8 protein-coding genes and 1 pseudogene are annotated in these 15666 nt (G+C 38.7%); 2 read left to right on the plus strand and 7 right to left on the minus strand.

Annotation, left to right across the window (positions count from 1 at the left end; all coding sequences use genetic code 11):
* Positions 1 to 506: 506 nt before the first annotated feature.
* Positions 507 to 7262, minus strand: a complete 6756-nt coding sequence (locus ACH0AK_RS07585; RefSeq protein WP_347082506.1) for a hypothetical protein — start codon at positions 7260 to 7262, stop codon at positions 507 to 509.
* Positions 7263 to 7469: 207 nt separating this feature from the next.
* Between ACH0AK_RS07585 and ACH0AK_RS07590 the strand changes: the two are divergent.
* Positions 7470 to 7973 (plus strand): annotated as a pseudogene (locus ACH0AK_RS07590) (transposase); the annotation flags it as partial.
* Positions 7974 to 8280: 307 nt separating this feature from the next.
* Here ACH0AK_RS07590 and ACH0AK_RS07595 read toward each other — a convergent pair.
* The 5 genes from ACH0AK_RS07595 to opp3b are packed head-to-tail and all read right to left on the minus strand — an operon-like array spanning position 8281 to position 13302.
* Positions 8281 to 9288 (minus strand): RNA-guided endonuclease TnpB family protein, encoded by a 1008-nt coding sequence (locus tag ACH0AK_RS07595; RefSeq protein ID WP_023519217.1) that lies wholly within the window; start codon positions 9286 to 9288, stop codon positions 8281 to 8283.
* 12 nt (positions 9289 to 9300) lie between these two features.
* Entirely contained in the window at positions 9301 to 10254 is a 954-nt protein-coding gene (locus ACH0AK_RS07600) for an ABC transporter ATP-binding protein (protein ID WP_010736151.1), read from the minus strand.
* Positions 10229 to 11311, minus strand: coding sequence for an ABC transporter ATP-binding protein (locus ACH0AK_RS07605; RefSeq protein ID WP_224434559.1), 1083 nt, complete (start codon positions 11309 to 11311; stop codon positions 10229 to 10231). The genes ACH0AK_RS07600 and ACH0AK_RS07605 overlap by 26 nt, the downstream gene beginning before the upstream one ends.
* A gap of 5 nt (positions 11312 to 11316) precedes the next feature.
* Entirely contained in the window at positions 11317 to 12360 is a 1044-nt protein-coding gene (locus ACH0AK_RS07610; protein ID WP_347082504.1) for an ABC transporter permease, read from the minus strand.
* Complete coding sequence (gene opp3b / locus ACH0AK_RS07615) at positions 12361 to 13302, minus strand: oligopeptide ABC transporter permease (protein WP_023519216.1); 942 nt, start codon at positions 13300 to 13302, stop codon at positions 12361 to 12363. It lies immediately after the preceding gene.
* An 80-nt stretch (positions 13303 to 13382) separates the two neighbouring features.
* On the opposite strand from opp3b, the gene ACH0AK_RS07620 reads away from it, so the two are divergent.
* Positions 13383 to 13727 carry a DUF3899 domain-containing protein gene (locus ACH0AK_RS07620; protein ID WP_010736155.1) on the plus strand — a complete coding sequence of 115 codons (345 nt, stop codon included), beginning with the start codon at positions 13383 to 13385 and terminating at the stop codon, positions 13725 to 13727.
* Positions 13728 to 13819: 92 nt separating this feature from the next.
* On the opposite strand, the gene ACH0AK_RS07625 is transcribed toward ACH0AK_RS07620, so the two are convergent.
* Entirely contained in the window at positions 13820 to 15487 is a 1668-nt protein-coding gene (locus ACH0AK_RS07625; protein WP_010736156.1) for a peptide ABC transporter substrate-binding protein, read from the minus strand.
* Positions 15488 to 15666: the final 179 nt, after the last annotated feature.

A 15666-nucleotide genomic window follows, 5' to 3' on the forward strand; every position in this document is an offset into this window, starting at 1 on the left:
TAGTATATCGAAAGGAGTTTTTTATCGCTAAAGCTATTTCGTCCACGCATAGAAACGCGCGGTTTTTTTATTTCGTACGCTACGCGAACGAAACTGACTAAAGTCAATAACAAAAAAACTGTAGAACAAAGAAATTTTTTCTTTGTCTACAGTCTGATTATGTTTGGTTCCTATTTGTGGGAGTTGCTTTTCATTACTCGAGCCTTTTTCATTTAAATATGAAGGGGGAACTGGCAAGACTTTTATGAACAAAAAGATAAGTTAATTTTGTGAGGATGGACTTCCAATTTTTTGAAACAATTTGGACAGGTAGTCCTTCATCCAAGATGAATAAAAACCGCTTATCGTTTGAATTCTTGTGTAAATGGTCCATGTTTCATAGTAATTTCCCCCACAAACTCTCTTAACTTGGTGTCTACTTTAATATAACTCGTCCATCACTCCTCCTTAATTTTTTGTTTAGTTTATTATACCAAGCCCATATATTTTTGAATGACCTACTTGAATTAATATTGTGGAGTTACTTCTTGCAGATGGTTTGTTCGTCTCTTCGAGACATTTTGTCGAAGTTTATTACTTTTTTCAATACTACTAGTTACAAGGTTCGAGAAACTTAAAGTCAATGAAGGGTGTGTTGGGCTCATTACTCCTTGTTCTTTTATAATATATTCAGTTGTACTGTTATTACTTTTTATCATACTAGCCGTTAGAAGGTCTGAGACTTCCTTTTTCAACATATCTTTTGCTTTATATTTTAGTATTTTTAAAGATTCCGTGTGTACAGGCATTCTTGTTTCTTTCGGCATTTCTTTACTTGGGATATCTGTACTTACATTATCCATTACTTTTGTTGTGGTCTGTTCTTTCATTTGGTTTAACTGATGATTTACCTCTAAATTTGAATTTCTAGACAGATAAGCCATTGCCGTATAGAGGAACAGAAATTTTAGTTTCATTTTTTTATTATCTGTGCTTCTTGGGACACGAACGATTTCATCCACCTCTCTTCCTTCGATAATGTCCCTTAAAATCATTGTAAAGAATTCTGCATCTGTCAATAAAAAATTATAAAGCAACACATCATCTTCACACATTCTCCTTATAACCTCAGACTTGGATAAGGTAGGTAAATTCAATTCTTTCGCTAAATGATCCACAAAAACACCGAAAGGTTTAGAATCTACATTTACTATGTTTTTTAATTCCTCGTAAAACCGGTTTATTGCTTGTACTGTAGTCAATTCCGTCCCTCTTGGAGAATAATATTGAACTGCCAGATCGTTTGTATTTGAAACAAGATGTGATCCTTCATGAAAGAGCACTGAAGAAGGTCTTGCTGTTAGCTCATATTCTGGAAATTTTTGAGGATCCAAATGAAAACTATCTGCATAAATAATGACCCGACATTCTCCATCAACTGGAAAAACCTCTGCTTTCGGAATATTTATATCAGCTGTTGATACATAAACATCTAATCCTTCTTTCTTGGTGAATGAATCACTCCAAACGAGCAAAATATTTTCATAGTCCCATTCCTTTGATTGCTTATAGAAGTTTTTGATTTTTTTCAACCTATTCAACAGTCTTTTAATCGTTTCTGTTATGATGAGTTCTTGGCTAGGAGTCTCACCTATTGAAAATAATTTTATTAAATATTTCCCTTCCTTAGATTGTGAAAGAGTTTGATCAAACTTAACTAGTTCAATCGCTTTGTCAAGTTCAAATTGTGCCTGCTCTGCTTTTGCCATAACTTCTTCTAGCTCTGCTTGTGCAATAGCTTTGTCAAGCGGAGATTCTGCAAGCTGAACTTTTGCCACAGCATCGTTAACTACAGCTTTTGCCACAGCGTTTTCAACCTCAGCGTTTGCCACGGCTTTATTAAGCTCAACTTTTTCAGTAGTTTTGTCAAGCAATAATTTTTCAAATATGGCTATTCCAGAATCTGCAAAATCCATTAATTGTTCAAGACCATATTCCATATCTTGAACAAACGGTTTGAGAAAGTCTGGCACTTTATCAGAAGTAACTCCTGCCACTGTTTTAAAAGTAGAATTGGGCGGCAAGTTCACTTTAATTGTTTTCAAAATACTCTGTCTTATTTCCTCGTCACTAAAATGATATTTATTAGGCAAATCTGAAACAAATTCAGTTAACGGTGCAAGTCGAACATTAGGATCTTCTATTCTTGGAATTACACCTTTAGAAAGCTCTGCTTCTCTAAGTTTACTCCATAAATCATATTTTCCCGCGGATTTGGGAATATCATTATTTTCCACTTGACCAACCAATGTGCCCATTTTAACCCTTTTATCGTGAGAACTTGTGCTTGAAGTACCTGAGGTGCCCGGTGTCTCTCCTTGCGACACTCTTGATTCACCTGAAGTGGTTTTTCTTTTATGCTGTAAAGCCTCTAACTTATGAGGTTTTTCTTTCTTACTTGTTTGTTCAATTGCTTCTACCTTCGCTCTTTCCGAATCTGTCTCAAAACGAAACTTGCCTTTTTTTTCATCAAATATCAAAATCGTCATCGGTTCATTGTATTCCTTTTTCACTAAATGATACCGATTGCTATTTTTATCCAATGCGATCAACGGAATGTAATGATTATTGATCTTGATGTAGGATCTGCCTGATTCATTCCACATCATCCCCTTTCCATACGGAGCAGAAAGTCCACTTGGATCTTTTAGTGTTTCAAACTTATCTAACATCCCAGCGATTTTTTCCTCTACGGATTTTGATATGAAAGTAGACGTTGCTTCTTCAAAATACCATTCCATCCCGTTAAAATTCACTGGTAACATTTTTCCTTCATGACGATCATAAACATCTAATCGGATTCCATGCTTTTTGATGACTGTCATGGTCACTTCAATCAATTTCTCCTTCATTTCAATACAACGCTTCGTTTCTTCACCTTCTTTTGCTACAGTTGTGATCTTTCCTGTACCATAGGCTTGAGGATTTAAATTATCTTCCACGACAAAGATCTGATTTTCATCCAACTTCACCTCCAAGAGGTTAATCAAGTTGAGTTGTTCATTCGTAAATGTAGCGGGTCTATAGGGCTCTAAGCGATCCCCCTTTTTCATAAACAAGCCGCCAAACACCTCTGCAGTTTCTAGATTCGTCACGCGCATATACAAATGAGCATTCACTTTTCTCACTGGTACTTCCAGACCATTTAACTGAACGATCTCGATTGATTTCTCCCACGCTTTTTGCTTCTTCTCCCACGCTTCGACTCTTTCTAACATTTCTCTCGTCTTTTTACCCACACGAAGTTCATTTTTGAACTGCACTACTTTTCTAATGATCCATCGTCCTCCACCTACAATGGTCTCAAATCCTGGATCAATCGTTTGTGCAAGAGTTAACGCAAGTCTTCTGGTCTCGGCCGCTGTTGGTAGGAAACTTTTACCACTTCTGATGGCGTTGCGAATTCCTCTACTGGCAAACGCTCGAGCCGCACCTAATGTAAATTTCATATTGAGGGAAGTGACTTGACCGAGTACCGGAATCATGAGTAAGGCATCAATCGTACAAGAAACAATTGCTCCTTCTGTGTCTTGATTAATGCTCCCTGTCACACAATCATAAAAAGGAATAAAATGCTTGACGACCTCCAAAGCTTTTTCGAGATCCGCTTTGTCGTCTCCCGAATCATACAATTGTTGATACAGTTGATCACTATGTTTACGACTAAGTGCTTCAATGAATGGAGTTGTCTCAACTCCATGGGATAATTTTTTACTCCAATTCATACGAGTAGAAAATGTAAAAAGTTTATCCCCGATCCGAATCTCATTTCCTTCTTTCTTATACCCATTTTTCCAAAGGTTTTTCTGATCAAATAACCCAAATTTGAGGTATAATAGAGGATCTTGATCAACACGATAAAAACGATAACCTCCTTCGCCAGCCAACTGCTTCAGGGCATACCAACGTTTTTCCTTTTCGTTGTCCGCTACAAACAGATCGGTTTTGTCTAGATTTAGAATCGTTCTCTGTTTCTTCTTCATAGAAAGCAACTGATACATCTTCAGAGCCACACTTGCGACTGGCACTTCAGCCATATAGTCACTTTCATTTGTCAACTCGGCATTTGCCTCATATAGCTGAGTTCCTTCTGAGAAAATAAACGCTCTTTCCTCTTTGTCGAAGGCGAGTAATGCAAACTCTATCAGTTTTTTATTCAGTGGCAAATACGTATCTGCTACATTTTTCGTCAATTTAACATAACTAGTTTCTAATTTCTCTGGAATCCAGTCAATATCTGGACAAGGATCTTCTGAACCTATAAGATAATTTTGTTTGATCACATGAAATGAAATGAGGGAACCTTTGTCGCGACAAGTCTGTGCCACAGTTATAGCTAATGCTTTTTTTCGACGCCATTGAAGAAAGACTTTTTGATAAGCTTTATACAATTGACTGAGGAGTTCTTGATTTTCGACTAGCTTATAATAACCTTCTTGTTGATATCCAATAAAGGTACTGATTGCCACTTCTTTGTAGGTGTCCGTAGCCAATGCCTCTCGTAATAGATTTGGTTCTAGTTGGGCGACCGCAAGCAAAGAAGGCATTAGAAGTTGACGGAATTCTTCATAGCTGGTCACGCCTTTTTCAAGGATCGTTTCCCAGAAATGTTGCCCCATCAACCAACTATCTTCTTGACTGAATGCCTGTGGGTACCCACTCTCATTTAAAATTTGTGCTCCTGTCAGCTGCATCAATGATTGATAATCAGAAATCAATAAGTGATCCGCTAAACCACTGCTATCTAGAAAATAATTTGGTAGCTCTTTATGAAGTAACAAATTCCATAATTTGTTAAAGACTCTTTTCTGTTCTTGAGAAAGGGTAGGCGTATCTAACTGAATTAATCCCTCTTTTTCTAAGTTTCTGGCAGTGAATAAATCTCTCAATCGACCTATGGTAAATTGCTCTACATCAGGAGCCGACACTAAGGTTTTGACTATATAAGCTTCAATCGAACTTCCTAATATCGTTTCAAAGGCCCATTTCATGACAGTTAATTCGGCATCTTTGTTTGAAATCTTTTCCTTTCCTTTTATATCATAAAGCTTCAATCCTTTTATAATCACTTTTGCTACTGCTTGAATTCTTTTATAATTGAAGACGAATTTGTTATTTTCTTCTTTGATGATCCATTTTCCTAAGGCGATCAATATTTGTTCTTTGGTTGGCTGATTTGGTAATAATTCCTTTTCTTGAAAAAATGCTTCCATTTGTTTTCGCACATTAGGATCACGCCATTGAATTCCATCAGTTTCGCTGTTATTTTTTTGGTTTTCTGTCCTTGTGGGGTGGGGCGTACTGATTCCTTCTGGTTGTTTAGTCGTTTCCACAACAAGATTTAAAGCCACAGGTTGGTTTTCTGTTCTTGTGGGGTGGGGCGTACTGGTTCCTTCTGGTTGTTTAGTCGTTTCCACAACAAGATTTAAAGCCACAGATTGGTTGTCCTTCACTGTTTCATAGATCCATGTCCCGACCGTTAGACCGGCTTGTTCCTCTGAAATCACTGTCTCTTCGCTCATTTCCAAGATCAGTTTTGCAATTTGTTTAACTTTCACCATATCCAACGTTGGTGGCGCTGCACCTTCAAGAAGTACCCACTCACCGACTGTCTCCATTAATTCCTCAGCATTTTCTTGACAAGCAATTCCTTTTTCCGTGAAAAAATGAGTCAGCTTTTTATTTATGTCCTCTTTTTGTTCCTTATTCCACATTGGAAGAGGTGTTTCCTGTTCTTCTTGAATTATTTCCTTTGCTGGATCAGCTCTATTTTCACGCAAAAATGCTTGGATTTTTTCATTGATCTCTTGCTCTTGGGTGGTGTCAAATTCTCCAGCTGTTGTCACATTTAATCCAAGTACTTCCGTAGGAATAGCTGTCGCATTCACCGAACTGTCTTCGAGAGTTGTTTCAGTGCTAACAGGAAGGGGCATTGCTTCCACCCCAAATGTTGGGAAAATATCAAAGCTCCCTACTTTTTCACAAAAATCTTCTACTAAATCCCAAAGTTGCGTGAAGAAACTCACTTTTTCAGGAGATAGTACAGATTCACCTTCTGGTGGTGTGCCTGTCACTTCCTCTGAAGCTGTTTCCTGAGGATCCTGCGCCTGTTTTTCCTCCCTTGATTTTTTTGGTGAAATCTTGGATGGATGCGAGTCTTTCGTGGAGTACACATTCATCGGTATCTGTTGATCCTTTTCTAAATGGAAATCACTAGATAGCTCTTCCTCATAATCTATCGAAAAAGTACGCAACAATAAATTCACAAACTGCGACAGCACTGACCCACCACTTGTGTCTTTTTGTTCTTGGGTGTAGCTCGTATTCTCGTATTGGTGAAAGATCTGGTAAAATCGCTCCGTTAATCCCTTCCAAAACGTGGCTGGGATTGGTCTATGTACATTCGTTGGGGCATCTGTTGTGCCATTATATTTGGTTTCAAAGGTGGTTCGGATGGCTTCACTTAGTTTTTGAGCCGACTCTTGTGCAGAAAAATAAGGAAAATCTTGAGTTTTTGAATCATTCTTATGGTGAGAAGAGTGTGTAGAATTCTCCCTCTCTTGTTTCTTTTGCTCATTTTGCGCATTCGATCGAGTAATCGCTTCTTGGCAAATAGTGGTCAATCTCGTTTGTTCCACACTTGTTCCTGTGACGATCCATGTGTTTACCTGATCTGTCCTTCTCGTGGTTGTACAATTGATCAGTTGATGAATCTTATGCCTCCGTCGGTACAAAGAAAGACTTCGTTCATGCACCATCTTCGCGAGATCAACGTACGGTGATAGATCCATGGATGTCGTATTAGCAAACGTCTGATTGTCATAAGAAAGTTTGTCTGTATCCGAATGGGATATCGCATGGTTTGGATTCAAGGAATGGATTCGAGCACGATTGATGGTGGAGGTGGAAACAAAGGAGTGAATCCTTGCCTGATTCCCCTCTCTTCTCACGTCAACTCGTGTAGTGACTTCAAATGCTGGCGAGTCTTTTTTTATAACCGGATGTTGTTCGGGAGGATCTACTGGCCGAAAATTTTGAAAAATAGTGGCTAGATAAACCAATCCAGTAAATGTCCATACACCATTGCGTATCAGCGTTTGCCCCCTGTGATTGGCTAGATAGGTTAAAATCTTTTGGTCCGTTCCTGGCGGATGTTCATCATTCCGTTTGTTGTAATTATTTCCAATTTTTTCTCTATGAGCATCTTCTGGTAACTTTGGCATCTCTTTCACTCCTCGTTAATTAATAAGATAGATAGTTTATTTATATGTAGTCAACAAAAAGCACCTCCTAATCACTCTTTTTTGTATCATATAATACAAACTTCAAAAAATACACTAAAAAAGAAAACTCAGACTACAGTTTTTTTATTACAATTAAAAAAAAACGTTCGCTTTTTGAGGAGGAATGTATAATGCTGTCCAAACAATCAAATGAATGAGCAACGTAAAGTAGAACAGAAAAGCCATGCAGAAAAACTGAAAAAGAACTGGCGCTTTCTGCTAAAAAATCGTGCAAACATTAACCACTATGAATATAAAACATGGAAAAGTTTCCGAGCACCTAAATACCCATTTCTTACTGAAGCAATGATGATTGATCGATTGCTTAGCTTTTCCACGCCCCTAAAGGAGGCGTATCCCGTTTTCCATGAATTAGTTGAAGCTTTTCGAGACAAAGATCCTGACTTGCTTTTCTCCTTATTGGCAGAACTTCCCGAAACATTAGATGAAGGATTTCGTGAGAAACTTCAAAACCTTCTGATCTACGAAGAAGGCATCGGCAATGCGATGATTTATCCTTACTCCAATGGAAAAATAGAAGCAAAGAATACCCACATAAAAACAATGAAACGAGTATCCTACGGATTTAAATCATTTGAGAATATGAAAATTAGAATCTTTTTGACCAATCAATTAATCAAAGTTAGATAACACAAAATCTGAGTCAGAATGAGGTTTGTTCTGACTCAGATTTAGTTTTTCGCAACTCATCAGTCCTTATTGACAAAGAGCCCATATCTTTTATTATACAAAAATAGACAAAAGTATTAGTCTACACTCTTAGTAAAGAGGAAACTGATGCTTTTGTCTACAGTCTGAAAGGAGAAGAGCATTCATGCTCTTCTCCTCTTTTTTGGTTTGTCATAATTAGTGAGCTTCTCTGAAAGAAATTCCTAGAAACAAAAACAATAGATGTTTTTTATTAGCAAGGCGAACCCTGGCGCCCCTACCAGTTTTTTTATTCAAAAAGGACTTGTTTCCCGATTTCAACTAATTCCAGACTCTTTTTATTTGTGGAAGGATCTGTTTGTTCTTTCATATCGATCAATACTAACTTTTTGCTATACCATTGCGATTTATATTGGAGCTTTGCTAATAGCTTATGCCAGTCTTGGATAGAAAAATCACCTTCCGGACAATCTGCTGAAATCGATTCGACAAACAAATAATCATAATGACGGATCACTGTTCCTGAAATTTGTTCTAAATAGTCTTCTCGTTGAAATTTTTGTTTTAAATAAAGGTCTTTGATTTTCCTTTTTTGCTTTTGATAATTTTTTACTCTTTCAACGCGTGTGCGTCGATGCTGTGCTGATCGTCCTTTGATCACAAGCTTTCTCTTTGCCCGCAGAAGTTGTTGATCAACTTGTTTGAATTTAGGAATCGTGATGTCAAGTGGTGTGGACATCTCCACTAGACGATCTGGATCATAGGCTATCCCGATCCATTTATTTGACGCTTTCATCGTCTTTTGGGGAACTTCACAGAGCAAGGAGACATAAAAGATCTCGTTGTATCGAGATGAGATCGTTGCTGAACGAATCGTTCCTTCAATCGGACGATGGGCATGGATGCGAATTTTCTCTTTTAGCTTTGGCAATTTGAGGTATGTTTCTTCTAAATAGATTGTTCCTTTTTGATTATTCGTCGTATACGACTGCCAAATACTTTTTTTATTTTTTAGTTTGGGGAAGCTTGCGCGTCCTTTAAAATAATTACGAAATGCACGATCCAAGTTTAATTGGGCATTCGCTAAGGCTAAACTATCGACTTCTTTTAAAAACGGATATTGCTTTTTTAAAGAAGCTGGTGTCAGCGTATAATCGATCGCTTGTGTTTCTAAATAATACGCCTGTCTGGCTTTTAATAAATGATTGTAAGTGAAACGCACACAACCAAATGTTTGGATCAACCACTGTTTTTGTGAATCAGTGGGATAGATTCGAAATTTAAAGGCTTTTAGCATCGGCTTCTCCCCCTAGTTTGCGACTAGCAAGGCTTCTTTCTGCCGTTTTAATTTTTTCGCATAATAAGCAACTTCTTGTTCTGTTGCATATACAAAATGTTCAGGAGCAATTTCTCTTAACGTGCGGATTTGTCCATCATCTGGTTCAGGTTGATACTTGATCCGGCGACGTTGGCGTTCATGATCAGGGTCAGGCAATGGGATCGCTGATAGTAAGCTTTCCGTATATGGGTGCACTCCATGATTATAGATTTCTTCACTGGTTCCCATCTCAAGCAACAAGCCATTGTGCATCACACCAATACGGTCACTGATATGTTTCACCATGGATAGATCGTGCGCGATAAACAAGTAAGTCAATCCTTGCTCTTTTTGTAAATCTTGTAAAAGATTGACCACTTGGGCTTGGATCGATACGTCTAAAGCAGAGATTGGTTCATCACAAATGATAAACTTCGGATTGACTGCTAATGCTCGTGCAATCCCGATCCGTTGGCGTTGTCCCCCTGAAAATTCATGAGGATAGCGTGTGCCATGGCTGGGATTTAAGCCAACTGTTTTTAGTAACTCGTTGACTTTTTCTGCACGTTCTTCGGGTGATTTAGCTAGTCCGTTGACATCGATTCCTTCTGCAATAATATCTCGTACTTTCATTCTTGGATTTAATGAAGCATATGGATCTTGGAAAATCATTTGGACTTCATGACGAAACTTTGTCATGGCTTGTTTGCCTTTTAATTTCGTCACATCTTGCCCATCAAATAAGATCTCGCCACCCGTTGGTTCATTCAAACGGATGATCGTTCGACCTGTGGTTGACTTTCCACTACCAGATTCGCCAACTAAGCCGAATGTTTCTCCTTCATAGATGTGAAAACTGATATCATTCACCGCATGGACTTCATTTTTCTTTCCTACATTAAAATACTGTTTTAAGCCTTTAACCTCGAGCAGTTTTTTGTTCATTGTTCAATCCCCCTTGGCCATGTGCTTTTTGCTTTTCTTGAAAAATCGCCCAGCGCCGTTGAATCTCTTCTGGCGGTGACACTTTTGGAGCTTGTGGGGCTAATAGCCAAGTAGCTGCTTGGTGTGTTGGTGATAGTTCGAAAAACGGTGGTGCTTGTTCCGCATCGATTTTCAATGCAAATTCATTTCGTGGATAGAAGGCATCACCTTTTGGCGGATTCAATAAATCCGGTGGAGAACCTGGGATTGCATATAAGCGGTCATTGCCACTTTCCAATGTAGGCATAGAGCCAAGTAAGCCCCATGTATACGGATGCTGTGGATTGTAAAAAATCTCTTCAGATGTCCCCACTTCAATGATTTTTCCACCGTACATCACTGCTACTCGATCAGCGACATTCGCTACGACACCAAGATCATGGGTGATAAAAATGATCGACGTGTCGATTTTTGATTGGATTTTTTTCAACAACTCTAAAATCTGTGCTTGGATCGTCACATCTAAGGCTGTCGTTGGTTCATCTGCAATCAAGATTTCTGGGTAACAAATCAACGCGATCGCGATCACGATCCGTTGCCGTTGTCCCCCTGAAAATTGATGAGGATAGCTATGGATGCGTTTCTCAGCTTCCGGGATTCCTACAAGATTCAATAATTCTAAAGCGGCTTTTTGCCCCTCTTTTTTCGATACTTTATTATGCTTACGTAAAGATTCTGCTACTTGTTTACCAATCGTCATCGTTGGATCTAATGAAGTCATCGGATCTTGGAAGATCATCGCAATTTCTTTCCCACGAATCTTTTGCATTTCTTTTTCTGTTTTATCAACAATGTTTTGTCCTTTGAATAAAATCTCACCAGAATCGATCGATGCGTTACTTGACAGTAAACGCATGATACTTCTAGTCGTTACAGATTTCCCACTACCGGATTCGCCAACGATTGCCAATGTTTCACCTTTGTTCAAATGAAAATCGACGCCTCGGATTGCTTGGACTTTTCCAGCATAGGTATCAAAGGAGATTTGTAAGTTCTTTACTTCAAGAATTTTCGTCATCGTACTCACTCTTTCATTTTAGGATCAAAGGCATCACGTAAGCCATCTGCTAATAAGTTGAAACCAATCATGATCACCGATAAGGTTGCTGCCGGTATCCATAATAGGTACGGCAAGTATAAGAATGTTTTGTATCCATCACTCAACATCGTTCCCAATGAAGCAGAAGGTGGTGTCAAGCCTAGGCCGATGAAACTTAAGAAAGCTTCGAAGAAAATCGCTGATGGGATACTGAACATCATTTGGATGATGATCACACTCGAAATGTTTGGCAAGATATGCTTGAAGGCGATCTTCCATTTGGATTCACCTAATGTCATTCCTGCTAACACATACTCTTGGTCTTTTAATTTCAAGGTTTGCGCCCTGACGATCCGAGCCATCGGAATCCAGTTCGTGATCGCCATCGCCGCCACGATCGAGAAGATCCCTGGTTCAAAGACGACCAACATCAAAATCATCACGACTAAGTTAGGAATACCAGATAAGACCTCTAAGAAACGTTGCATCGCATTGTCCACACGACCACCTAACAAACCAGAGATCAAACCATAGGCAACACCGATCGTTACATCTAGTAACGCAGCAATGAAGGCAATCAGTAGAGAGATACGTGTTCCCATGAACAAACGACTTAACACATCACGACCTAGACCATCTGTTCCTAAAAAGTAGTTCACGTCTGCGGGAACATTTGCTTGCGCATATTTATCGACTAACTCACCAGCAACCATTGCTTTTCCGTTTAGTCCGTCGATATTGATACCAGGAATACGTGGTGGTAAGTTGATGTAATCGACATTTTGAGCGGTTGGATCATGGGGTGAAACGAAAATCGTGAGGATCGAGATAAAGATGATCACGATCAGTAATCCCATAGAAATAACTGCCGCTTTGTTTTTCTTCAATCGACGCCAAGAATCCTGGATAAAATTCAGTGAAGGAGCTTCGATTTTTTCACGTTCTTCTTCTGTGTTTTTTTGTAACGGTAAAAATTCATCTGCAGGAATTTCTGCAATTGTTTCGTAGCGTTTTGGTATCAGTTCCATCTAGCTTCGACTCCCTTCAGAAACTCGGATTCTCGGATCAACTAGTCCGTACAATAGATCCACGACTAAAATAACTAAGATCAACATAAATGAATACAAGATCGTGACAGCCATGATCGTTGGATAGTCATTTGTTGTGATCGACTTAACGAATTGCTCACCGATCCCCGGAATAGCAAAGATATTTTCAACAACTAATGAACCAGTCATCAAAGCGACTGCTAATGGGCCTAACAAGGTCATCAACGGGATCAAACTATTACGTAGACCATGTTTGAAGGCAATTTCCCAACGACTCAAGCCTTTTGCTCGAGCCAATTCAACATAATCACTATGCAAGACTTCGACCATTTCTGTTCGGATGAATCTGGCAGAGTCGGCTAATGGCGACATGGCTAGTGCAATCGTTGGTAAGATCGTATACATGAACCCATCCCATTTTGCGATCGGTAATACACGAAATTGGATGGCAAAAATGTATTGTAACAATACAGCAAAAACAAAGTTAGGGATAGAACGTCCTAAGATCGCGACTAATGTAGAAGACGTATCGACCCATGTATTTTGTTTCATTGCTGAGATTGTTCCTAGGATCGTTCCAAAGAAAGTTCCGAAAATGATTGCTTGTAGACCAAGCTGTAATGAAGGTCCTACTCGTCCTGCTAATAAGTTAGCAACTGGTTGGTTTTTGAATTGGAAAGAGATACCAAAATCTCCTTGGAGCAAATTAGAAAGATAGATCCCATATTGAACGATGACTGGTTTATCCAAACCAACTTGTTTGTTCAACATCTCAATTGTTTCAGGACTTAAACGTTCCTGGTTTGTGTAAGGTGTACCAGGCAATAATTGCATCAAAAAGAATGTGATGGTTGCAATCAACCAAAGTGTGATGACCATAAAGAAGACACGTTTTAATACATATTTTATATAACTATTCACGAATGTTTCCCCCTAGCTTTTGACTTCTGATCAATGTTTCGCTACATTATTTAATGAACCAATGATAAAGGAGCAAAAAAATGAAAAAAAAATATCGTCCTTATTTGTTTGCCGGTTTAGTGATCGTCCTCGTGTTACTTAAAAATGCTTTGACTGATCAGTTGACCCTTCTTCAATTATCCAATGATTTATTTTTATGTGCGTTGCCGTTTTTGATTATCGGCGGATTTTTATGGGTGTTCTCCTCAGGTTTCTTTGATCACTTTCAACGTTCGTTTCACTTAGCACGAACGAGAAACCGGAAGGAAAAACCAGAATTTACTTCCCTATCTTCGGTCAGCTACGGTATGTATACCTTTTGGCTGATCATCGCTGGAATTTTGCTTGTGTTTTCGATTGTCTTTGCGCTCATCTCACTTGTCTAAATGAACGGCCAAAAGAATAACTAGGATCAGAAAATTGAGAGGTCTGGGATTTGTAATACATCCCAGACACTCTTTTTTCTTTTTAGGACAGTTTATTCTTCAATATATGTCCATTTGTAATCCCATGATGCGCCAGCAGCATGATGAACGATACCTTTGACTTTTGGATTAACTAAATGACCTTCAGCTTTTTGATAAACTGGTGCGACACCCATATCTTCAGCGATGATTTTATTCGCTTCTTGTAAGTCAGCCCAACGCGCTTGTTCGTCACCAGCATCTTTAGAAGCAGATGCTTCAACGGCTTTGTCATAGTCCGCATTTGACCATTGTCCACGGTTGTAAGAATTGCCTGTTACAAATAAGTCAGTAAAGCTACTTGGGTCAGCATAGTCTGCGCCCCAGCCACCTAATACTGTATCGAAATCACCAGATGATGAACGATCCAAACGAACAGAGAATGGTACTGGTGTAGGTTTTACTTTCACACCGTCAAGGTTTTCTTGGATAGAGTTTTGGATATATTCGATCACTTTTTTCGTTGAGTCATCATCTGATGCCATCAATTCAAATTCTAATGAGTCGATTCCTAATTCACTCTTCGCTTTTTCCCAATATTCTTTTGCTTTGTCTTGATCATATGATACTAATTCGCCGGCTTCTGCTGCAAAATCTTCATTTGTTTCAGGATTCTTAGTCATGTCAGCAGGAATCAAGCCTGTTGAAACAACTGAACCATCACCCATGACTTGTTTCACTAATGCTTCACGGTTGATTGAATAAGAAATGGCTTTTCTTAAGTTCACATTTTTGAATGGTGAATCATCTTCTCTTTGATTGAACTCGATATAACTTGTACGTGCTTCTTTAACTGACGTATAAGCTGGATCATTCGCATTTTGTTGTGCTAACTCACCTGATAAGATGACATCATCTGCTTGTCCATCTTTGAATAGATTCAATGCAGTAGAAGATTCTTTTACAACACTGACTTTTATTTCTGATAATTTAACTGCATCTTTATCCCAGTACTCTTCGTTTTTCTTGTACGTCCATTCTGTATCAGTACCTGGTCCATCAAAATCAGCTAAAGTAAATGGTCCGTTGTATACTGCGTTGTCACTTGATGATGCGTACGCATCTCCATGTTCTTCAACCACTGCTTGACTTTGTGGGAAGAATGAAGGGAAAGCAAGTAAGTATTGGAAGTATGGTGTTTGTTTGGCTAATTTGATTTCCAATTCATAATCGCCAACTGCTTTGATGCCTAATTCTGATTTGTCTTTGTCGCCTGCTGTGATTGCTTCAGCATTTTCAACTGGTGCAAAAAGATACGCATATTCTGATGCCGTCGCTGGATCTACCGTACGTTGCCAACCGTAAACATAATCAGCTGCAGTGACAGGCTCCCCATTTGACCATTTTGCGTCTTCACGCAATTTGACTTTATAAGTCAATCCATCTTCACTAACTTCAGCCAATTCACTTGCACCGGCTGGTTGAGGTTTACTATCTTCATCTAAACGATAGATTCCTTCATACACATTATTTAGTGCAGTAAAACTGATTGTATCTGTTGCAACCGATAGGTCGGCTGACGGCATTTCTTGAGGTACTACTAAGTTGAAGACGCCTCCTCCATCTGCTGATCCACTGCTTGAAGAACCACTACCACTTGTATCTGCACTGCTGCCACCATAACAACCAGCAAGTACAAGCCCACATAAGGCCACAACACCAAAAGTTAAATTCTTTTTCATCTTCCGTACCCCTTTATCGAAATTTTCAGAATAATTAGTATTTTCTGAGTTGTTTATGAGTTTAATGAATAATTATTAAAATTGCAACAGTTTTTTTCGCTTTTTCTAAAAAATAATGACTTTTCCATGAACGTTTTATTATTTTTTTCTGAAAAAATGAGATAAATCAAGGATTTTTA

Source organism: Enterococcus pernyi (assembly GCF_045371165.1).
Classification (GTDB): domain Bacteria; phylum Bacillota; class Bacilli; order Lactobacillales; family Enterococcaceae; genus Enterococcus_B; species Enterococcus_B pernyi.